We start from the raw sequence: 21771 nt of genomic DNA on the forward strand, positions 1-21771 counted from the left end.
ATAAAAGGATGCTATTTTGGCAAACGAATTAAATAGCCTTGATATTCAAGAAATCTTAGCTTTATTACCACACCGTTACCCGATGCTTTTAATAGATCGTGTTATTGATTTTACTCCGGGTAAGACATTGCATGCCATTAAAAATGTATCTATAAACGAGCCTATTTTTACTGGCCATTTTCCAAACCAGCCTATTTTTCCTGGTGTGCTAATATTAGAAGCTATGGCACAAGCTACAGGTCTTCTTGGTTTTAAAACAGTTGAAAATCGCAGCGAAGACGAGCTTTACTTATTTGCAGCAGTAGACAACGCTCGTTTTAAGCAACCGGTTGTGCCTGGTGATACATTGCATTTGCATGTAGAGTTTTTAAAAGAGCGCCGCAATATATGGAAGTTTGCTGCTGAAGCTAAAGTTGACGGCAAAGTAGTATGTAGTGCCGAAATTATGTGTGCGAGAAGAGAGTTTTAATAGTGATCCATTCTACAGCAATAATCGAACCTGGCGCTAAACTAGGCAACAATGTCTCAGTTGGTCCATATAGTTATATAGGCAATGATGTTGTTATCGGTGATAACTGTATTATTGAATCTCACGTTGTTGTTAAAGGACCGTCTACCATTGGTTCTGGAAATCATATTTTTCAATTTGCGTCTGTCGGTGAAGCTTGCCAAGACAAAAAATACAACAACGAACCCACTACATTAATCATTGGTGACAATAATGTTATCCGTGAGTGTGCAACCATTCACCGTGGTACTATTCAAGACCAAGGCGTAACAAAAATTGGTAGCAATAACTTATTTATGGCTTATACCCACGTGGCACATGACGCAGTGATAGGCGATAACGTAATTTTTGCCAATAATGCCAGTGTTGCAGGCCATGTTCATGTTGCTGATTGGGTTATCTTAGGTGGTAATTCTGGGGTTCATCAGTTTTGTAAAATAGGGGCACATGCGTTTATTGGCATGTACTCTGGCGTTAACAAAGATGTTCCACCATTTGTGACCACAATTGGTATGCCAGCAGGTCCTGCTGCAATCAATAAAGAAGGTATGAAACGCCGAGGCTTTGAAAGCGATGAAATAATGGCTGTTCGCCGAGCGTATAAAGCGTTTTATCGTAAGAGTTTAGGTGTAGATGAAGCAATTGAATCACTAAGTGAAGATGCGGCTAAATACCCTGCAGTACAAACTATGATAGATTTTGTTAAAAGCTCTGAGCGCGGGATCGTAAGATAAGCACTTTTTGTTTTTAAATAAACCACCTTAGAGAAATCGACGGTGGTTTTTTATTGCCTTTAAAATATTTTAATTCAGTATGCACTCAGCGAGGCAAGGTTAACCTTTGCGAAAATTTACTATATTTAAAGCACAGCTATGTCTCTTACGAAGTTAATTTTACCCCTCAGTTTTTTGTCTATCTTGGCTGCGTGTAGTAGTCAACCTGTCGTTACCACAGCTAATGGAGAGCGTACTCAGTTAGGGAAAGCCTCTTATTACGCTAATAAATACCATGGCCGCACAACGGCAAATGGTGAAACCTTTAATCAAAACGCTGCCACTGCTGCACATTTAGAGTTTGATTTTGGTACTAAGGTAAAGGTCACTAATTTAGCTAACAATAAATCGGTAATCGTAAGAATAAACGATAGGGGCCCGTACGTTAGAGGGCGGGTTATTGATTTATCGTTAGGTATGTTTAAAAAAATAGCCGACCCTAAAGTCGGCGTTATTGATGTCTCAATCAGCGTGTTAAAAACGGGTGGTTAGCGACACATACTCCTGATGTTTTTCGCTAAGCTCTTTGTGGCTACCTTGCGCTACAAGTTTGCCATTTTCTAGCCAAATAATGTTATCCATTTTCGCTAGAAGAGCAGGGTCGTGGGTAATTGTAAGTACGCTTGCGTCACTCATTACGTGCATAATGGCGTTCATTACAGTTTGCTTAGATTGGTTATCTAGCCCTTCAGTGGGTTCATCAAGTACTAAAATAGCGGGGTTTTGTAATAAAGCCTGCGCAATCGCTATACGCCTTGATTGCCCTTGGGATACGCTTCTGCCGCCTGTCCCTAAACGTGTTTTTAAACCCTCTTGTAGCTCATTAAACCAAGGCTCTAGCTGTGCAAGGTTAATGGCTTCAAGCATTTCTTCTTTTGTAGCGCTTGGCTTTGCATAACGCAAGTTTTCACTTAATGTACCATCAAAAATATGATGTTGCTGCGCTAATATATTTATAACGTTTGCTCGGCTGTCACTGCTAAGTGAGTGAAGGTCTTGCGCGTTATTATGGTCACCCAATGTAATACTACCTTGCTGAAGTGGCCATAAACCGGTTAGCAAATTAACTAAGGTGGTTTTACCGCTCCCGCTTCGACCTACAATGGCTACTTTTTGCCGCGATTTAAGCATAAAACTGACATTAGTTAATGCGTTATGCTCATCGTATTTATAGCTAATGTTATTAAGTGTTAGCGCAATATTATTTTTATCAAACTGAGTATCAATTAAAGCGCTACAATTATTGCTTTGATCAGATGCTTTATCTTGGAGGGTAAATAACCGCTCTGCGGCTTTTAGTACATTAGGCAGCTCTATAAATGCATTAGGCAGTAGCAATACGCTTTCAAAGCTTGCTAATACAAAAAGCGTTAACATGGCAAGTTCTACGTTAACCATGGAACTAGTATAAACCAATGGGGCTATCGTCACTATGCTAGCTAACATGGCCATTTGTACTATTAGTAGAGTCAGTCCATCTGCATTTGCTAACGCCTTATGACGAACAAATAATTGTTGGTTGTACTGCTCGTTTAATCTATCGCATTTATTTAACTGCTCAGTACGGGCTTGATAAATACTAAGCTCTCTGAGGCCTGTTAAGGTATCTGATAATTCGGCCCGTAACTGTGCACTAAGGTGTGTTTCTTTGTGACTATTTTTTGTAAGTGAAGCACTTAAAAGCGCAGGTATGACAACGCCAATTAATAAAATTCCGATAAAGCAAATGAGTGCTACATTTGCATTATAAGCAGACATGAAAAGCAAAATGATTGGCACGCTTAACAAAGCAACCATCATGGGCATTAACACGTTTAAATAAAATTTATCGAGTGCGTCAACATCGTTCTGTAGTCGATTCAGTAAATCAGCGCTGCGGCTCATGGCTAAATCAACATTGTTGAGCTTACTGAGTGTTGCAAACATATTTACGCGAATTTCACTCAACAATAAAAAAGTCGCATTATGAGTAACTAAGCGCTCAGCATAACGAGAAGCCGTTCTTACGATAGCTAAAAAACGTATTGTGCCAGCGGGTGTAAAATAGTTCATTTGCACGCCAGCAATACCTGCAGCTGCCATAGATGCTAAAAACCAGCCTGAAATAGCCAGTAGGCCAACGTTCGCAAGCACCGTAATTGTTGCTAACAGCGTACCCAGTGGCATGGCTTTATAATGAGGGCGGCAGAGCTTTATCAATCTAATAAAGTTACTCATCGAAACCTCCTTGCTTAGCGGCATTTATCAAATTATAAAACACGCCATGTTGAGTGCTTAGTTTTTCAAAGCTACCTTGCTCAGTGACCTTACCCTGGTCCATTACAATAATATTGTCGGCGTGTTTTACAGTGTTTAATCTGTGTGCGATTACCAGTACTAAATTGTTTTTAGCGTACATATTAATGGCGTGTTGAATGTGTTGCTCTGTTTGGCTATCAAGGTGCGCTGTTGGCTCATCAAGCATTAATATAGGAGCGTTTTTTAAAAATGCCCGAGCAAGTGCAACGCGTTGTTTTTGCCCTCCAGAGAGCCCTTCACCTTGCTCTCCTATTAACGTATCAAAACCTGAGGATAGGGTATTTATAAACTCAAGGGCGCCAGCTTGTTGCGCTGCTTGCTCTAGCTCTTGCTGTGATGCGTCTGGTTTGGCTAATTTTATATTAGCGCCAATGCTATCGAAAAATAGTGTTGGATTTTGTGGTATCCACGCAACTTGATTCTGTAGTTGGGTAATATCGTTTGCTGCTAATGGCAATCCGTTAATATAAATACAAGGTATTACTTGGGGGTGAAAACCTAGCAGGCAATCAAATAAAGTACTTTTCCCTGAGCCACTGTTACCCACAACTGCCACCAAGCCTTTTTTTGGTAGGCTTAAGGTGACATCGTGAATGCCTTCGTTACTGTCAGGGTAAATGTAGGTTAAATTTTTAATGTTTATTGAATCAATAGTATCAGACGTGCTGTATTCGGTTGTATTGTTAACTAGTTCAGTATCTTGATAGGGTAAGGGGGCATTTAAAATAGTCACCATGTCAGCAGCGGCGCTAATACCTTGCAAGCGAGCATGATAATGGCTTCCTAATTGACGAAGCGGTAAATAAAACTCGGGAGCTAAAAGCAGCACAACAAAGCCAGTAGAAAAATCAAGTGTGCCAAAAAAAAGCCTAAAACCAATAATTACAGCCACTAAAGCCACACTGATTGTAGCTAAAAACTCTAAGGCAAAAGATGATAAAAACGCAATTTTTAACACGCCTAGCGTGGTATGCCTAAAGTCATCAGAAATTTTAGCTATTTGTTTTAATTCGGTTTGCGTTGCATTAAATAGTTTTAGCTGGGTTAATCCCTGTACTCTGTCAAAAAAGTAATTACCAAGAACAGCAAGTTGTTGCCAACGCTTTTGATTTAACGCTTCTGCTTTTGATCCAACTAAAATCATAAAAAAAGGGATAAGCGGAGCTGTTAATAAAAATATTAATCCCGCTTTATAATCGGTCGGAAAAATAACAACCAAGATTGCTAGTGGAATAAGGGCACTGTAAGCAACACCAGGCAGGTATTTAGCGTAATAGTCGTGAAGTTCTTCTACACCATTGTGCAATGTATTTAAAGTTGCACCTTGACCGTGTTGCTCAATATAACTAGGGCCCAGCAAGCTTAATTTAGTTAACAGTGTTTGGCGCATAGCCGACTTTATTTTAAGGGCAGCAAAAGCACTTAGCCTTTCACTTAGCGCTAAAAAAATAGCGCGAAGCAAAACAATACCTGCTAATGGCCACAGCAAGTGAGTGACTTCACTTAAGCTACTACCTTCAAACATTACGTTATGAATAGCCTGAGCGAGTAAATATGCTCCGGCAATCATTAAAATAGCGTTAAAAGTACCCAGTGCAATACTGAGCTTTAACCATAATGAGGCGGGTTTACTTTGTGTTTTTAAAAAAGCGCGCAGTGTTTGTTGCTGCGCGCGATTTGGTCGGGGGTTAGTCGTCATTGTTGGTCGAGTTAGCCTCGTTCAATAAATCATGCATCGGTTGTTCATCATCAGCAATGCTGTTTTTATTTTGATGAAATTCGTACCACATTACATTTATTACCCCTAAGGTACAGGCTAAAAGTACACCTAAAATCCAAGCAAAATACCACATAGTTCAGTCTCCTTAGTAGCTGCCGTGAGTGTTAGTTTCAATTTCTTCTACGGTTACTCTGCGCCACATTTTTACATAACACCACGTGGTGTAGGCTAAAATTAATGGTACAAAAATGGCCACGGCTACAAGCATAATGTTAAGCGTTTTATGGCTCGAAACGGCATCCCAAATTGTTAAGCTAATATTTGGGTTGTTAATTGATGGCATAATAAATGGGAATAATGAAACGCCCGCCGTCATAATGACACCTACTAACATAAGTGCAGTCGAAATAAGCCCTAACGCTGGTTTATTGAGCTTTGAAAATACTAATGCACTCAATGCCATAGCAAACGCTAGAACAGGGAAGGTTACTGTCCATGCGCGCTCAGTGTAATTATTTAGCCAAGCGCCTTTTGCTGTGGTAACTACTTTAGCGAGCGGATCAGAATGGCCTTGAGTATCGCCCATAGACACAATTTGGTAGCCGCTTAAATTAGCCACCCAAAATCCGGCCGCGGCAAATAAAACAATAAATGCAATCAATGCATAACGTCCGTATTGGCCAGAGCGTTCTGCAACCGCATCTGCTGTGCGAAGTTGTAACCACATACCTGCATGTGCAATAAGCATAGCTATACTAATTAAACCAGCGAGGAGTGCAAATGGGTTTAACAAGCCAAAAAACGAACCTTGGTAACTTACACGTAATAAATTATCAATATTGAATGGTACACCTAAAAACAAGTTACCAAATGCTACACCAAATACTAAAGCCGGAATTGCGCTACCTGCAAATAATCCCCAATCCCAGTTATTACGCCAGCGCTTAGAATCAATTTTAGAGCGGTAATCAAAACCAAGAGGTCTAAAAAAGAGTGCAAATAGCACCAGCATCATGGCAAAGTAAAACCCCGAAAAAGCGGCCGCATACACCATTGGCCAAGCCGCAAATAATGCTCCGCCTGCGGTGATAAACCAAACTTGGTTACCATCCCAGTGTGCGCCAATTGTATTAATTACAGTGCGTCGTTCTAAATCTGTTTTACCAACTAGGCGAAGGAGCATAGCAACCCCCATGTCCATACCATCGGTAATTGCAAAGCCGATTAAAAGGATACCAATGATCAACCACCACAACATTTTTAATGTTTCATAATCAAAAATCATGATTATTCTCCTTTTGCTTGTGTGTTGTTTGGCAGCTCAAAATGGTATTTACCAGTATGTAATGAGCTAGGGCCTTTTTTAATAAAGTGAATCATTAACCAGCCTTCAACAATGGCAAGGCCAGTGTAAAAAATGATGAAGCCCGTTAAGCTAATTAAAATGTCATTGACCGTTAATGACGACGTTGCTAAAAAAGTCGGTAGTATTTCAGAAATAGCCCAAGGTTGGCGTCCGTATTCTGCAACAATCCAGCCAAATTCAATCGCAATCCATGGCAATGGAATACTTAACACTGTAGCCCAAAGTAACCAGCGTTTTTGCTCAATAATACGGTGTGCATTGTAGTAAAATGCTAATACAAACACAGCAAGCATAGCGACACCACACGCAACCATAATCCTAAACGACCAAAACATGGGGCCTACTTTTGGGAATGAATCTTTCACTGCTTTTTGAATTTGCTCTTCTGTGGCATCAACAACATCAGATGTATATCGTTTAAGCAACAAACCGTAGCCTAAGTCATCTTTTACTGCGTCAAATTTAGCAATGTTTTCAGGCGTATCTTCGCCGTTTCTTAGTTTAGTGAGATACCCATAGGCAATCATGCCGTTACGAATACGTATTTCATGCTTTTTCTCTAAATCAGAAATACCCGTAACTTTTTCGTCAAATGAGCGTGTAGCAATAATGCCCAGTGCATAGGGTATTTTTACAGCGGCATGGGTTACTTGCTCTTCAGAGTCAGGAAAACCAAATGCAGTAAACGCAGCGGGCGCTTCTTCTGTGTGCCACTCGGCTTCAATAGTTGCTAATTTTACTTTTTGAATTTCGCCTACTTCATAGCCTGATTCATCACCAAGTAAAATAACACATAAAATTGAGGCTAAACCAAACCCTGAAGCCACTGAAAATGAACGTTTAGCAAATGCTAAATCGCGACCTTTTAGTATGTACCAACTACTTATACCTAAAACAAACATAGACGCGGCGACATAGCCTGCAGATACCGTGTGAATAAACTTAACCTGTGCAACAGGATTAAATACCAGCTCTGCAAAGCTGGTCATTTCCATTCGCATAGTTTGGTAGTTAAATTCAGCACCTACTGGGTTTTGCATCCAACCATTAGCAATTAATATCCATAATGCTGATAAGTTTGTACCCAGTGCCATTAAAAAGGTAGCGCCTAAATGTTGACGTTTAGAAAGTCTATCCCATCCTAAGAAGAACATACCCACAAAGGTTGATTCTAAAAAGAATGCCATTAACCCTTCAATAGCCAGAGGGGCACCAAATACATCACCCACATAGTGTGAGTAATAAGACCAGTTAGTGCCAAATTCAAACTCCATAGTGAGGCCTGTGGCAACACCAATGGCAAAGTTAATACCAAATAACTTACCCCAAAACTTAGTCATATCACGATAAATTTCGCGACCAGTCATAACATAAACTGATTCCATAATAACTAAGATCCAAGTCATACCTATTGTTAACGGTACAAATATGAAGTGAAAGAGTGCGGTAACAGCAAACTGTAGTCGCGATAGATCCACAAAGGTTTCATCTATCATTTTATGCTCCTTGAATGTGACGGATTAACTGGGCAATGAGTTATTGGCAGAGTTAATGATTGAATGAACTTTCAGTAATTACTGAAAGTTTGCAATATTATTCACAATTGCACAATACTTGTCAATATATATTAGTAAAACTTAATATATAATTTATATGCTACATCAGTATTAAAAATAAACAACAATAGAGATTATATTTACAGTTAAAAAACGAGTTATTTAAAGCGTTTAAACACATACCAAAACGCGGTAAACTAAACTCATGGCGCCCGATTAAAATATGAACTAAAAAGCAAATGACGAAAGAAAAAAAACAACTACGAATAGGTATAGTGGCAGGCGAACTGTCGGGCGATATTTTAGGCGAAGGCCTAATAAAAGCATTAAAAGTACATTTTCCAGATGCCACCTTTGAGGGGATTGCAGGACCAAAAATGCAAGCTCAAGGTTGTAAAACTCTGTACGATATGGATGAGCTGTCTGTAATGGGCTTGGTTGAAGTACTCGGGCGTTTACCGCGTTTATTAAAAATCCGTAAACAATTGGTTCAACATTTTATAGATAACCCACCCGATGTATTTATTGGAATAGACGCCCCTGATTTTAATCTTCGCGTTGAAAAACCTTTAAAAGATGCAGGCATTAAAACAGTTCAATACGTAAGCCCTTCAGTTTGGGCATGGCGAGAAAAACGTATTCATACTATTAGCGCAGCTACTAACTTAGTACTTGCACTATTGCCGTTTGAAAAAGAATTTTACGACAAACACCAAGTACCGTGTACGTTTGTAGGGCACACATTAGCAGACGACATAGCGCTTGAGCACGACGATAGCCAAGCACGTGCAAAACTAGGTTTAAGTCTTGATGACAAAGTACTGGCATTATTGCCAGGTAGCCGAGGCTCTGAAGTGGGCTTACTGAGTGAAACCTATATAAAAACAGCGCAGCAACTTCAAGCTCAAAACCCAGACCTTAAAATTGTGGTTCCACTGGTCAACGAAAAGCGCAAAGCGCAGTTTACTGATATTTTAAATGCTACAGCGCCTAGCCTTAATATTAGCTTGCTAGATGGGCAATCTAAATTAGCAATGCAAGCGGCAGATGCCATTTTACTTGCGTCTGGCACCGCCACACTCGAAGGCATGCTGTATAAAAAGCCAATGGTTGTTGGGTATAAAATAAAACCATTAAGCTACTGGATTTTTAAAACCCTGTTTACCTTTAACATTAAATATTTTTCGTTGCCAAATTTATTGGCCGATGAAGAGCTTGTGCCTGAGTTTTTACAAAGCGACTGTAACGTTAAAAACTTAACTCAAGCACTTACCCCAATGCTAGAAACAGACAATAGACAATTAAAAGCACGTTTTTTAGCAATTCATGAAAACATTAGATTAAATGCCAGCGAGCAAGCAGCCAAGGCTGTGGCGGAGTTAATACATGCAAATTGAACGACCTAACGTAACCTTAATTGCCGGTGTTGATGAAGTAGGGCGAGGCCCGCTGGTTGGCGACGTTGTTACCGCTGCGGTAATACTTGACCCAACTAAACCAATAGCGGGTCTAGCCGACTCTAAAAAATTAACAGATAAAAAGCGCCAAGCATTAGCCACCGAGATAAAAGAAAACGCATTATGCTATGCCTATGGCCGTTGTAGTCCATCAGAAATTGATGACTTAAACATTTTACACGCTACCATGCTTGCTATGAGCCGCGCAGTGGAAGGGTTAAGCACACAGCCTGAGTTTGTATTTATAGATGGGAACCGCTTACCTAAATTAGCTATGCCTGCTCAAGCGGTTGTTAAAGGCGATAGCCTAGTTGCCGAAATATCAGCAGCCTCTATTTTAGCCAAAGTAGCGCGTGATGATGAAATGCTTGAACTTGATAAACGCCACCCGCAATACGGGTTTGCAGGGCATAAAGGTTACCCAACTAAGGCGCACTTTGCAGCACTTGAGCAGTATGGCGCAATAGATGAACATCGTAAAAGTTTTAAACCCGTGCAGCGTGTACTTATGCAAGCAAAAGGCGAGGCAAAATAATGGCAGCACCTGATTTTGTACATTTAAGGGTCCACTCAGACTTTTCGATGGTTGATGGCTTAGCTAAAACCAAGCCAATAGTCGCTAAGGCGCAAGAGCTAGAAATGCCCGCGATTGCTATTACCGATCAAATGAACTTTTGTGGATTAGTACGCTTTTATGGCGCTACCCATAATGCGGGTATAAAGCCGATTGTGGGTGCTGACTTTTGGCTGCGCAGCCCTGAATTTCCGGATGAGCCATGTCGCATTACAATTTTAGCTAAAGATAATGTGGGTTATAAAAATATAACGCTATTAATTTCTGAGGCGTATCAGCGTGGTCATGTATTTCATCGTCCAGTAATTGACAGAGAATGGTTAGCTAATCATAAAGAAGGATTAATTATTCTTTCGGGCGCAAAAGACGGTGATTTAGGTAAGGCATTATTAAAAAATAATCCCGGCGTTATAGAAAGCGTAATTAGCTTTTACAAGCAGCACTTTAGCGATCATTACTATTTAGAGCTTGTACGAACTAACCGCCCGCTTGAAGAAGACTACCTGCACATGGCGGTAGAGCTTGCAGCTAAAGAGCAGCTGCCCGTTGTTGCAACCAACGAAGTGGTATTTCTAAAACCTGAAAATTTTGAAGCGCACGAAATTCGTGTAGCTATATTTGATGGCTACACACTTGATGACAAACGCCGTCCAAAACGTTTCTCAGAAGAGCAATACCTAAAAACGCCTGAGCAAATGGCTGAGCTATTTAGTGATATACCTGAAGCACTGCAAAATACGGTAGAAATAGCTAAACGCTGCAATGTGACTGTAAAGTTAGGCGAATACTTTTTACCAGATTATCCAACAGGCTCTCTTAATATTGATGAGTTTTTGGTTAAAGTGTCAGAAGATGGCCTTGAAGAACGACTCCAGTTTTTGTTCCCTGACGAAGAAGATAGAAAAGTAAAACGTGTTGAATACGATGAACGTTTAGCGGTAGAGCTTGGCGTAATCAACCAAATGGGTTTTCCGGGTTACTTCTTAATCGTAATGGAGTTTATTCAGTGGAGTAAAGATAACAATATACCGGTAGGTCCAGGTCGTGGTTCAGGTGCAGGTTCATTAGTAGCATACGCACTTAAAATTACCGATTTGGATCCCCTTGAGTTCGACTTGCTTTTTGAGCGATTTTTGAATCCAGAACGTGTATCAATGCCCGATTTCGACGTCGATTTTTGTATGGACAGGCGCGACGAAGTAATTGATCACGTATCGGCATTGTATGGGCGTGACGCGGTATCACAAATTATTACTTTTGGTACTATGGCCGCAAAAGCGGTAATACGCGATGTAGGTCGTGTACTTGGTCATCCTTATGGTTTTGTTGATCGTATTTCGAAACTGATCCCAGGCGATCCGGGGATGACCCTTGCCAAAGCCTTTGAAGTAGAGCCGCGTTTGCAAGAAGCCTACGATGGTGACTCAGAGGTAAAAGATTTAATCGATATGTGTCGCATCCTAGAAGGGTGTACGCGTAATGCCGGTAAACACGCCGGTGGTGTTGTAATATCGCCGACCACCATTACCGACTTTGCTGCACTTTACTGTGACGATGAAGGTAAATTTCCGGTAACACAGTTTGATAAAAACGACGTAGAAACCGCGGGCCTTGTTAAGTTCGATTTCTTGGGTTTACGTACCTTGACCATTTTGCAGTGGGCAGTGGATATGACCAACGTGCGTATGCAGCGCGAAGGCAAAGACCCTGTTGATATAAACACTATTCCACTGGATGATAAAAAAAGCATAGAGCTATTACTGCGCGCCGAAACAACCGCGGTGTTTCAGCTAGAATCGCGCGGCATGAAAGATTTAGTACGCCGCCTTAAGCCCGATTGCTTTGAAGATATGATTGCATTAGTAGCCTTGTTCCGCCCAGGTCCATTGCAATCAGGCATGGTAGATAACTTTATCGACCGAAAACTGGGTAGAGAGGAAATTTCATACCCAGATGCGCAGTACCAACACGAAAGCTTAAAACCAATACTCGATCCCACTTACGGCATTATTTTGTATCAAGAACAAGTAATGCAAATAGCGCAGGTACTCGCAGGCTATACGCTGGGTGGTGCAGATATGTTACGCCGTGCTATGGGTAAGAAAAAACCTGAAGAAATGGCAAAGCAGCGTTCAACGTTTGAAGATGGCGCGCGTAATAATGGTATTGATGGCGAACTGGCGATAAAAATCTTCGACTTGGTAGAAAAGTTCGCAGGTTATGGTTTTAATAAATCTCACTCAGCAGCTTATGCACTGGTTTCGTACCAAACCTTGTGGATGAAAACGCACCACCCAGCTGAGTTTATGGCTGCGGTAATGTCGGCCGATATGGATAACACCGACAAAATAGTGATTTTGGTGGATGAATGTGAAAACATGAAACTTACCTTATTACCGCCCGATGTAAACGCCGGTGAGTTTAAGTTTACGGTAAACCTGCAAGGCGAAATTGTTTATGGCATTGGCGCAATTAAGGGTGTAGGTGAAGCGCCAGTAGACGCTATTTTAGAAGCGCGCGCAAAGGGCGGCCCGTTTAAGGATTTATTTGATTTTTGTGCTCGCGTTGACTTAAAACGTCTCAATAAACGTGTCACCGAAAAATTAATTTATGCCGGTGCACTTGATAAGCTTGGGCCAGAGAAAACCCAAGCAGGGCGTGCAACATTACTGGCAAGTTTAAAAGACGCTATGCGCGCGGCCGATCAGCACAACAAGGCAGAGCAACTTGGACAAAGCGATTTATTTGGTTTATTGGCTACCGAGCCAGACGAAGTAGAGCAAGCCTTTATTAAGGCCACGGGCCTGACCGACAATGAATGGCTTGAAGGTGAAAAAGATACCCTAGGCCTTTATTTAACTGGGCATCCGATAAATCAGTATCGCAAGGAGCTTAGGTATTACACCAGCGGAAAGCTGGTGGATTTACAACCAACTAATCGTGATGTACTCTCTACTGCCGCTGGTCTAGTTATTTCAGCGCGGACCTTAATTAATAAAAAAGGCAACCGTTGGGGCTTAATAACTTTAGATGACAAGAGCGCCCGTATTGATGTACGCTTGTTTCCAGAACAGTTTGAAATGTACCAAGAAATGCTTCAAGTTAACAATATCTTGGTAATATCTGGACAGGTCAGCTTTGATAACTTCTCCGGTGGCATTACAATGACCGCCAGAGAAATAAACACCATTGCTCAAGCGCGTGAAAAACGTATTAAAGCGATTAAAATGACGCTGAACATGGTGCAAATCGAGGCAGGTTTCTTCGATAAATTACAAAAAGTACTCGAACCTTATAAAATGGGAACGTGTCCGATCAAGGTTTATTACCAACGCCCAGATGCGTTGGCGCAATTAACCCTAGGGATCGAATGGTGTGTCACGCCGAGCGACGACTTGATTCACAAGTTATCACTCATGGCGGCACAAGATGTAGAACTAGAATTTAACTGATTAGGTAGTTTAGAGCATGAGCCTCAATTATCTTGATTTTGAGCTTCCGATTGCAGAATTAGAAGCAAAAATTGAAGAATTACAAAGCATAAGCCGCGCTGGCGAATTAGACCTTGAGCTAGAAGAGGAAGTCAGCAAATTAAAAGAAAAAAGTGCTAAGCAAAAAGAGGAAATTTTCTCAAATTTAGGCGCTTGGCAAGTATCGCAGTTAGCGCGTCATCCGTTGCGTCCTTATACTCGAGATTATATCGAGCGCATTTTCACGGAATTTGACGAGTTTGCAGGCGATCGTACTTTTGCTAACGATCCGGCTATTTTAGGCGGTGTTGCACGTTTAGATGGCGAACCCGTTATGGTTATTGGCCAACAAAAAGGCCGCGACACAGCTGAAAAAATTAAACGCAACTTTGGTATGCCAAAACCAGAAGGCTACCGTAAAGCACTTCGCTTAATGGAAATGGCCGAGCGTTTTAAAATGCCAATTATGACCTTTATCGACACGCCAGGTGCATACCCTGGTGTTGGAGCTGAAGAGCGTGGTCAGTCTGAAGCAATTGCACGTAACCTTAAAGTAATGGCGGCGCTTAAAGTGCCAACTATTTGTACGGTTATTGGTGAGGGCGGCTCAGGTGGTGCATTAGCGATTGGTGTTGGCGACAGAGTTAATATGTTGCAATACAGCACGTACTCGGTGATTTCGCCAGAAGGCTGTGCTTCAATTTTATGGAAAAGCGCAGACAAAGCGCCACTTGCTGCAGAGGCTATGGGCGTAACCGCTGAGCGCGTTAAAGAGCTAGATTTAATCAACAATTTAGTTGATGAGCCTTTAGGTGGTGCACATCGTAATTACGATGCGATGGCGCGTAACTTAAAAACCCGTTTAAAACGTGATTTAGCAGACTTACAAGCGCTTTCGCTTGAAGATATGCTTGATCAACGTTACAAACGTTTAATGTCGTTTGGTTACTGCTAATAAAGTAGCTATTACATTAAATGTTAAAAAAAGCCGCTTATGCGGCTTTTTTGTTTTAAAATACTTCTAACACAAATTTTATAGCGTATTGCATGCAATCATCAGCCATTTATCAACACGTTAAACACGCTCTAGAGCACTTTTTTAAGCAACAACAGTTTAATTTTACTGTTGCGCTTTCGGGTGGGGTCGACTCAGTTGTATTGTTACATGTAATGCACGTGCTAAAGCAAGAAATGCCAAAGCTAAAGGTAAGTGCAATATACGTTAATCATGGCTTAAGCGAATACGCTAATGACTGGCAGGCTTTTTGCCAAAACCTATGCGTTGAGCTAGATATACCGTTTAATACCGCGCAGGTAACAATAAGCCGGCAAACACGAACAAGCCTTGAAGCGCAGGCACGTGAGGCACGTTATAAAGCACTTGATGAACTAAGCGCACCGCAAAGTGTTATTTTATTAGGCCAGCATTTAAACGACCAAATAGAAACGTTTTTACTGCGTTTAAAGCGTGGCTCGGGCTTAAAAGGGTTAGGTGCAATGCAAGCAATGCGTGAACTTCAAAGCGGGCGAATATGCTACAGGCCGCTTTTAAACATTACGCGCAGTGATATAGAGCACTTTGCCACAGCGTTTAATATTGCGCACATTACTGATGACTCAAATACCGATGAGCGTTTTGATCGTAACTTTTTGCGTGCACGTGTAGTGCCTGAACTGGCTAAGCGGTTTAAAGGTTTTGAACAGTGTGCTGGGCGCAGCATTGAGTTATTGCAGCAACAACAAGCGCTACTTGATGAGTACACTCAAATTGATCTAAGCCAAAGTTTAAATGACCAGCAAGCATTGTGTATTAGCCAAATAATTGATTATAGCGACGTGCGCATAACAAATGTGGTTCGTGCGTGGCTTAGCTTATTTACCCAAGTAATGCCATCTCAAAAGCAGTTGTCACAAATTATTAATCAGGCAATAAACGCTCAGGCCGATGCTAAAATTCAAATTGACTTAGTTGATGGACAGGTTAGGCGCCACCAAGGGTATTTATACTTTGTAACTCAAAAAAACATTGTGAATGATGATGAGTTAATCACTCATGAACTCACTCTCAACGATGGCCGCGTATTAACAAAGCAAAGAGGTGCAGGAATAAGAACACCGCATGCCAATGAGCAGGTTTCAGTAAGATTTAATTATAACAGCGCCCGTATAAAGCCTCTTAAAAAGCCCGGAAGTAACAGCGTAAAGCACTGGTTTAAGGACGCAAAAATAGCGCCTTGGCTTCGAAGTCAAGTGCCGCTTATTTTTTATAATGACGAGCTAGTACAAGTGGTTGGCTATTTTATAAGTGAAAAACATTATGATGAAAATGGTGTTTATTGGGAGTGTAAATAAATGAGTAAACAGCCACATGTTGGATTATCGCTAGTCAATAAAGCGCCACTAGGCATACTATTAACAGCCCTAATAGCGATAGTTGCTAATGTGTTGCTTGATTTGAACATTCTCACTTTAGCGTGTGCTATTTTGGGCGGTGCTGTATCAGCGGTTATATTAATGGCTTATTGGTTAGGTAAAGGAGGCATATTTTTTATATTGGGGGTGAGTTTACCACTCGTTTTAGTGTTATTTACGCCTCTTGATACCGTCACAGCCTTAATAAATTTAGTGAGTGGTTACTTTTTAGGTTTTTGTGTAACACTGACAATTTATAAATTTTTACCTGCAAAGTCTATTGAGTAATAGGGCAAGGGTTTACATAAAAAAGGCTTAGCGGGGGAAGCTAAGCCTTTTAAAAAAGCCTTATAATCAATATGCTTTAGCGCAGTTTCTGCCAGACGCTTTTGCTTTGTACAAGCCTTTATCTGCGCGAGAAAAGATTTCTATATCGCAGTCATTACTCATTGCTAAGGTATAGCCAATACTAACCGTAACTTCATGCTTTGACATTAAGCTAGATTGCTTTACAAATTGCATTATACGTTCAGATACAACCTGATTAGTTTTGAATTCAGGGTCTTCTATTAGTATTGCGAATTCATCGCCACCAAACCTAAATACGGTATCTGTAGCGCGTATACTTGAATTTAATACAGTTGCAAATTCTTTAAGTGTATCGTCGCCAATTTTGTGGCCAAATTTGTCATTTACCTGCTTAAAATTATCTAGGTCAAGTAACATTAGGCTAAAAGGGCGCTGATAACGGCGACAATTTTCAAGCTTTTGAGATAAAATGTCATTAAATTGACTACGGTTGTTTAAACCTGTTAATGAGTCTTTTGTAGCCAATTTAAGCACGCGGCTATACATCATCGCATTACGTAGTGGGTACACTAGCGCAGAGTGAAGCGAGCGTAACTTGCTTTCAATTGCTTTGCCTAAAGGGTACTTACTAAAATATATAAGTTGCCCTAAGTGCTCTCTTCCAATCGTTAAGTCAAAAATATAGGGCGTGCTATTAGTATCGCTTTCAGACGTTTGTGCAGTGCCAAGCGTTGATTGAAACTGCAATCCCGTAAAGTTTAAAAGCTTTTTTGTAAATTTTGCGTATATGGCCAATACATCTTCAATAACTAAACTAGTCTGTAGCTCAGCGACTAACTCGTGTGTTGCCGTTGTTTCATTATTTGGTGTGTGTTCAGCCGAAAACGGCAAAAAGTCGCCGCGACCAGAGACACGTTGCGTCAAAATATGGACATTTTCCATTAAATTCTCCCCCGAGAGTGTTGCTTTGCAAGTATTAAGCGATTTTTGTGCCATATTTTAAAATTAGCTTAAAAACAATTGCTTGCTATAGTTAAACTACATCCCCTAGTTTAATTGAAGCCGGAGGCCAAATTTGCAAAGTACTAATACTCAATTTTTTGGCTTACTTGTCGTTGCCGTTATTTTTGTGTGGTTTTTTAAGCGCATCGGTTTGCCGCCAATTTTGGCGTACCTAGCAACAGGTGTTTTAGCTGGCAGTCATGGCGTTGGATGGCTTGAACATACGCACGAAATAGACTTTGTTGCAGAGCTTGGTATTGTATTTTTGCTTTTTAGCTTAGGGCTTGAGTTTTCAATATCTCGATTAATGGCCATGCGTAATATTGTATTTGGCTTAGGTTCACTGCAGGTGATTGTAACAAGCTTAGTGCTTATTATAATTTTGTACTGTTTAAACTTCAGTTTGCTTACCAGCTTTACTATTGGTTCGATTATGGCGCTGTCTTCAACGGCGGTAGTCGTTAAATTGCTCAAAGAAAGTGGGGAACTTAATCAGCGTAGAGGGCAATTAGCAATCGGTGTATTGTTGTTTCAAGACATTGCCGTAGTCCCTTTACTTATTATTCTTCCTTTATTTGCCACAAGCGATTCACAAACAATTGGGTGGGCGTTAGCATTTTCTCTGACTAAAGGCGCTTTTGTTTGCGTATTACTGTGGGCTATTGGTAAATGGTTACTGCCTAAAGTGTTCAGCGAAATAGCCTTAGTGCGCACTGATGAGCTGTTTGTACTTACTACGCTACTGGTTGCTTTGTTTGCGGGTTTACTAACCTATATGTTTGGCTTATCAATGGCGCTAGGTGCATTTTTGGCCGGGATGATGCTTGGTGAAAGTCATTACAGGCACCAGCTTGAAGCCGATATACGGCCATTTCGCGATATCTTAATGGGGCTTTTTTTTGTTACCGTAGGCATGCAGCTCGATTTACTCTATGTGTTTAGCAATGGTCTTATTATTGTTGGCGCATTATTTGGATTATTGGTTTTAAAAATAGCTGTGGTTGCCATCAGTGCACAACTTATGGGTGAGCGAAAGCAGGACTCATTAGCGTGTGGCATTATGCTGTGGCAAATGGGTGAATTTGGTTTTGTATTAATTGCCTTGGGTAGGCAGCATCAATTATTAACCAGCGAACACATTTCATTTTTAATTGCCCTTGGTGTGTTATCGATGGCGTTAACACCATTTTTAATTGAAAAAACACCCTATATTTTAAGGCGTTTAGGGTTATTAAATAGCCCAAGCATTGCATGGGAAGGTGAGCCACAAGTAAGTGCACTTTACACAAACCATGTAGTCATCTGTGGTTTTTCGAGGGTAGGGCAAACTATAGCGCGCTTTTTAAAGCCAGAAGCTATTGAATATGTTGCTGTTGAAAGTAACCCCATACTTGTTCAAGAAGGTAAGGCTGCAGGTGAGCCTGTAATATTTGGCCACGTTAAACAAAAAGATATTTTAAAGTGTGCGGGCGTAGAGCGAGCGCGGTTGGTGATTATTACATTTACCGAGTTTGAACAAACACAAATAGTGATAGATGCAATAAAGCAAATAGCTCCAGAGGTAAAAATACTTATACGTACCCGAGACGATAGCCAGCTTGAAAAACTACGAGAGCTTGGTGTCACTGAAGTTGTACCAGAAACGCTTGAAGCAAGTTTAATGATAGTCTCGCATGTTTTGTCTATGTCGGGTGTACCCATGAGCCGAATTATTAGGCGAGTGAGTGATGAGCGAAGAAATCGTTATCAATTTTTGCAAAGTTTTTTTACAGGTGAGCATATAAGCAACGATGAAAGTAATTCAGATAAATTAGAGTATTTGCATGTGGTTGCTCTGCCCGATAAAGCACATGCGGTTAATAAAAGTATAAATGAGCTTAATTTAGTAAAGCGCAAGGTATCTATTAAGGCATTACGACGCCAAGACCGAGAAATAGACGCCCCTTCAGATCAAATCATTTTGCTTGCCAACGATATACTCGTTTTACAAGGTAAACCAAGGCGTGTGGAACGCGTAGAACATTTTTTATTAGACGGCATTGAATAAATTAATCGAGCCCTAAAAAAGCTCTTATTTCAGGTAGCTTAGCCATGCCGTCTTGATACCCTATTTCCATTAAGTGCTGGGTATAGCGTTTTTCAAATAATAAGTAACTCGTTAAACTTGATTGAGAGTGCTTTTTAACACCAATAGTACGCAATAATACTTTTATCGCCCATGGCATATCGTTGTAATACTGTGCTGCAATGACATTAAAGTTTTGTGAGGGGTTAATAATAAAGCTATCTATTTGCTTTAGCTCTTGGTGTTTATCTCGTGCAGGTAAAAGCCCCAAAGTGCGGTTTATTCTATCTAAGCGTTCTAAATCTGACTGCATGGTGTCGGTAAATACACTATCAAGCAAGTGTCCGGCTACAGCAGAAAGCCCAGGATAATGCGCAGTATATCCCGGTAGATGCGGCTCTTTAGGTTCATCTACACCAATGATAAATATTTTTTCGGCACCCAAATGTATTGAAGGGCTAAGTGGCGATAGTTGATGTATAGAACCATCACCAAAGTAATGATTATGAATATTCACGCTTGGGAACACCATTGGAATAGCACTTGATGCCATTAAATGCTCAACATTAATGCGTGTTGGGCGGCCTTCTCGTTTAGCTCTTTGCCAAGCTGTTTGTGTATTTGACTGAAAAAAAGCGACTGAATCACCTGTGGTATAGCTTGAGGCTGTAATCGAAAGCGCTTCTAAATAGTTTCGGTGTAAATTACGCTCTATGCGATGCAAGTCTAAAATTTCGTTAAGTAAACCACGTAAAGGGCGGTTGTTAAGCAAGCTTGCTGGTGGGTGGTTAATATGCTCTGATTGAAAGCTAGTTAAAATATTACGCGCAATATGGCCAAATACACTTAAAAAATCACTTTTATACACCATTGAGGTCGAAAAGTTTTTCCAAACAGATTCTAATTTTCGCACTGCTAAGTGCGCACAAGAGGCATAACAAGCCAAGGCCGCAGAGTTTATTGCGCCTGCAGACGTACCATTTATTATTCTAAAAGGAAGAGGTGCCGTACGTGGCATACTATGCGCTAGCGCTTTTAAAACACCTACTTGATACGCCGCTCGAGCACCACCACCAGTGAGTAATAAGGCTGTTTTAGGTTTTTTGGGATCTATTTGCTTAATTTTCATATTGGTGGTTAAACTGTTCAACGTCTTTACTTTATTTATTAACTGTAAGTCTTTAAGCTAGAAGAATCAAAGGTTAACTGTTCATAGAGTTATAACTGTATAATTTAATGCTGAATTCAGCATGTCTAACTTAAGATAACTATTGATTTAATAAAAAACTCGAACAGAATGAATTTAATCCACTTAGCCCACTCTAAGTGATACCGCATTTTTATTTTTTATGGAGTTCGTATGTCAGACTCACCAGATGTTCAAAAACGCTCAACAAACAGTAACTTACTTCTTGCCATTATTACGCTAATTGTTGTTGCTTGTGTGGTTGCATTTGTATTACTCAAACCAAGTGACGAACCGGTTGCGCGCATAGAAGCAACAGAGCCCGTTAAAGAGCGGCCAATAATGGAACTTAAGCCATTAAATGAACCAGATATAATTGAGCCAGAAGAGCCAACAGCAGTTGAACAGCCGGCAGAGCTCGAAGTGCCAGCGCAGCGCATAGTTGAACCCGAACCAGAAGTAGCTACGTTACCTGCCTTAAACGATAGTGATACTATGGTTGTTGCCAAAATTGACGAGTACCTAAGTGACTCTGTGATGAGCCTATTAGTCACTGATGATGTTATTCGTCGAGGTGTTGTTTTTATTGACAACTTAGCTCAAGGCAAAGTAGCTAAAAAACACAACCCTGTTATTAAACCCCAAGAAAGCTTCAGTGTTACCGAAGGGGATATTTTAACAATTGATCCAAATAGTTATGAGCGTTACACACCGTATGTAAAAATTTTTACTAGCATGAGTGCAGCGCAAGTGGTCCGTATGTTTGAAGAGTACCAGCCACTTATTAACGATGCATACACTGAAATTGGTTATGGCGATGACGAGTTTAAACAAACATTGAACGACGCTATCGATTTACTACTTGATACTCCGGAGCCTGAAGGCGCCTTACCACTTTTACGTGACTCAGTAACTTATCAGTATGCGTTTTCAGAGTGGGAGCAACTTCCTGCTGCTCAAAAACAGCTTTTACGCATGGGTCCAGACAACATGAAAAAAGTAAAAGCAGCACTTCGTAATATAAAAGCGCAATTAGAGAGCAAATAACAGTCACAAATTAAATTTAAAAGCCGCG

Annotated in this window: 18 protein-coding genes; 11 read left to right on the plus strand and 7 right to left on the minus strand. The window is 40.7% G+C overall.

Annotated features, from left to right (window positions below):
- Window positions 1–16 precede the first annotated feature (16 nt).
- The 3 genes from fabZ (at window position 17) to CWB65_RS05550 (ending at window position 1773) form a co-directional block, all read left to right on the plus strand.
- Window positions 17–469 carry a 3-hydroxyacyl-ACP dehydratase FabZ gene (fabZ, locus tag CWB65_RS05540; RefSeq protein WP_006793625.1) on the plus strand — a complete coding sequence of 151 codons (453 nt, stop codon included), beginning with the start codon at window positions 17–19 and terminating at the stop codon, window positions 467–469.
- Between the two features lie 2 nt (window positions 470–471).
- Window positions 472–1242: an acyl-ACP--UDP-N-acetylglucosamine O-acyltransferase gene (lpxA, locus tag CWB65_RS05545; RefSeq protein ID WP_008126674.1), complete on the plus strand. Its 771-nt coding sequence runs from the start codon at window positions 472–474 to the stop codon at window positions 1240–1242.
- Between the two features lie 138 nt (window positions 1243–1380).
- Entirely contained in the window at window positions 1381–1773 is a 393-nt protein-coding gene (locus tag CWB65_RS05550; RefSeq protein WP_006793623.1) for a septal ring lytic transglycosylase RlpA family protein, read from the plus strand.
- Here the strand turns inward: CWB65_RS05550 and cydC are convergent.
- From cydC to CWB65_RS05575, 5 genes are read right to left on the minus strand one after another with little or no spacing between them, the layout of a single operon-like run.
- Entirely contained in the window at window positions 1756–3498 is a 1743-nt protein-coding gene (gene cydC, locus CWB65_RS05555) for a thiol reductant ABC exporter subunit CydC (protein ID WP_138740107.1), read from the minus strand. The genes CWB65_RS05550 and cydC overlap by 18 nt on opposite strands.
- Window positions 3491–5278 (minus strand): thiol reductant ABC exporter subunit CydD, encoded by a 1788-nt coding sequence (gene cydD, locus CWB65_RS05560; RefSeq protein WP_008126680.1) that lies wholly within the window; start codon window positions 5276–5278, stop codon window positions 3491–3493. Before cydD ends, cydC begins: the two co-directional genes overlap by 8 nt.
- Window positions 5268–5432 (minus strand): cytochrome bd-I oxidase subunit CydX, encoded by a 165-nt coding sequence (gene cydX / locus CWB65_RS05565; protein ID WP_006793620.1) that lies wholly within the window; start codon window positions 5430–5432, stop codon window positions 5268–5270. The genes cydD and cydX overlap by 11 nt, the downstream gene beginning before the upstream one ends.
- Before the next feature lie 12 nt (window positions 5433–5444).
- Window positions 5445–6584, minus strand: a complete 1140-nt coding sequence (cydB, locus tag CWB65_RS05570; protein WP_008126682.1) for a cytochrome d ubiquinol oxidase subunit II — start codon at window positions 6582–6584, stop codon at window positions 5445–5447.
- 2 nt (window positions 6585–6586) lie between these two features.
- On the minus strand, window positions 6587–8161 hold the full coding sequence (locus tag CWB65_RS05575; protein WP_008126684.1) for a cytochrome ubiquinol oxidase subunit I: 1575 nt from the start codon (window positions 8159–8161) through the stop codon (window positions 6587–6589).
- 299 nt (window positions 8162–8460) lie between these two features.
- Between CWB65_RS05575 and lpxB the strand changes: the two genes are divergently transcribed.
- The 6 genes from lpxB (at window position 8461) to CWB65_RS05605 (ending at window position 16422) form a co-directional block, all read left to right on the plus strand.
- Entirely contained in the window at window positions 8461–9618 is a 1158-nt protein-coding gene (gene lpxB, locus CWB65_RS05580; protein WP_006793617.1) for a lipid-A-disaccharide synthase, read from the plus strand.
- Window positions 9608–10213: a ribonuclease HII gene (gene rnhB, locus CWB65_RS05585; protein WP_006793616.1), complete on the plus strand. Its 606-nt coding sequence runs from the start codon at window positions 9608–9610 to the stop codon at window positions 10211–10213. Before lpxB ends, rnhB begins: the two co-directional genes overlap by 11 nt.
- Entirely contained in the window at window positions 10213–13704 is a 3492-nt protein-coding gene (gene dnaE, locus CWB65_RS05590; protein WP_008126688.1) for a DNA polymerase III subunit alpha, read from the plus strand. Before rnhB ends, dnaE begins: the two co-directional genes overlap by 1 nt.
- A 16-nt stretch (window positions 13705–13720) precedes the next feature.
- The gene (gene accA / locus CWB65_RS05595; protein ID WP_006793614.1) at window positions 13721–14677 is read left to right on the plus strand and encodes an acetyl-CoA carboxylase carboxyl transferase subunit alpha; all 957 of its coding nucleotides are present in this window, start codon (window positions 13721–13723) and stop codon (window positions 14675–14677) included.
- Window positions 14678–14769: 92 nt separating this feature from the next.
- Window positions 14770–16074, plus strand: coding sequence for a tRNA lysidine(34) synthetase TilS (gene tilS, locus CWB65_RS05600; protein WP_008126690.1), 1305 nt, complete (start codon window positions 14770–14772; stop codon window positions 16072–16074).
- The gene (locus CWB65_RS05605; protein WP_008126693.1) at window positions 16075–16422 is read left to right on the plus strand and encodes a hypothetical protein; all 348 of its coding nucleotides are present in this window, start codon (window positions 16075–16077) and stop codon (window positions 16420–16422) included.
- Window positions 16423–16488: 66 nt separating this feature from the next.
- On the opposite strand, the gene CWB65_RS05610 is transcribed toward CWB65_RS05605, so the two are convergent.
- Window positions 16489–17385 carry a GGDEF domain-containing protein gene (locus tag CWB65_RS05610; RefSeq protein WP_006793611.1) on the minus strand — a complete coding sequence of 299 codons (897 nt, stop codon included), beginning with the start codon at window positions 17383–17385 and terminating at the stop codon, window positions 16489–16491.
- 133 nt (window positions 17386–17518) lie between these two features.
- On the opposite strand from CWB65_RS05610, the gene CWB65_RS05615 reads away from it, so the two are divergent.
- Window positions 17519–19492 (plus strand): monovalent cation:proton antiporter family protein, encoded by a 1974-nt coding sequence (locus CWB65_RS05615; RefSeq protein WP_138740108.1) that lies wholly within the window; start codon window positions 17519–17521, stop codon window positions 19490–19492.
- A 1-nt stretch (window position 19493) separates the two neighbouring features.
- On the opposite strand, the gene CWB65_RS05620 is transcribed toward CWB65_RS05615, so the two are convergent.
- Window positions 19494–20639, minus strand: coding sequence for a patatin-like phospholipase family protein (locus CWB65_RS05620; protein WP_033019545.1), 1146 nt, complete (start codon window positions 20637–20639; stop codon window positions 19494–19496).
- Window positions 20640–20870: 231 nt separating this feature from the next.
- Between CWB65_RS05620 and CWB65_RS05625 the strand changes: the two genes are divergently transcribed.
- The gene (locus CWB65_RS05625) at window positions 20871–21743 is read left to right on the plus strand and encodes a DUF3014 domain-containing protein (RefSeq protein ID WP_008126701.1); all 873 of its coding nucleotides are present in this window, start codon (window positions 20871–20873) and stop codon (window positions 21741–21743) included.
- Window positions 21744–21771: the final 28 nt, after the last annotated feature.

This window comes from Pseudoalteromonas sp. S554, assembly GCF_005930865.1.
GTDB lineage: Bacteria > Pseudomonadota > Gammaproteobacteria > Enterobacterales > Alteromonadaceae > Pseudoalteromonas > Pseudoalteromonas marina.

Coding starts and splice junctions, on each gene's coding strand:
- CWB65_RS05575 (WP_008126684.1), bottom strand. CDS start 8,161: ATGATAGATGAAACCTTTGTGGATCTATCGCGACTACAGTTTGCTGTT.
- CWB65_RS05605 (WP_008126693.1), top strand. CDS start 16,075: ATGAGTAAACAGCCACATGTTGGATTATCGCTAGTCAATAAAGCGCCA.
- cydB (WP_008126682.1), bottom strand. CDS start 6,584: ATGATTTTTGATTATGAAACATTAAAAATGTTGTGGTGGTTGATCATT.
- cydC (WP_138740107.1), bottom strand. CDS start 3,498: ATGAGTAACTTTATTAGATTGATAAAGCTCTGCCGCCCTCATTATAAA.
- CWB65_RS05610 (WP_006793611.1), bottom strand. CDS start 17,385: ATGGAAAATGTCCATATTTTGACGCAACGTGTCTCTGGTCGCGGCGAC.
- CWB65_RS05625 (WP_008126701.1), top strand. CDS start 20,871: ATGTCAGACTCACCAGATGTTCAAAAACGCTCAACAAACAGTAACTTA.
- cydX (WP_006793620.1), bottom strand. CDS start 5,432: ATGTGGTATTTTGCTTGGATTTTAGGTGTACTTTTAGCCTGTACCTTA.
- rnhB (WP_006793616.1), top strand. CDS start 9,608: ATGCAAATTGAACGACCTAACGTAACCTTAATTGCCGGTGTTGATGAA.
- lpxB (WP_006793617.1), top strand. CDS start 8,461: ATGACGAAAGAAAAAAAACAACTACGAATAGGTATAGTGGCAGGCGAA.
- tilS (WP_008126690.1), top strand. CDS start 14,770: ATGCAATCATCAGCCATTTATCAACACGTTAAACACGCTCTAGAGCAC.
- accA (WP_006793614.1), top strand. CDS start 13,721: ATGAGCCTCAATTATCTTGATTTTGAGCTTCCGATTGCAGAATTAGAA.
- CWB65_RS05550 (WP_006793623.1), top strand. CDS start 1,381: ATGTCTCTTACGAAGTTAATTTTACCCCTCAGTTTTTTGTCTATCTTG.
- CWB65_RS05620 (WP_033019545.1), bottom strand. CDS start 20,639: ATGAAAATTAAGCAAATAGATCCCAAAAAACCTAAAACAGCCTTATTA.
- cydD (WP_008126680.1), bottom strand. CDS start 5,278: ATGACGACTAACCCCCGACCAAATCGCGCGCAGCAACAAACACTGCGC.
- dnaE (WP_008126688.1), top strand. CDS start 10,213: ATGGCAGCACCTGATTTTGTACATTTAAGGGTCCACTCAGACTTTTCG.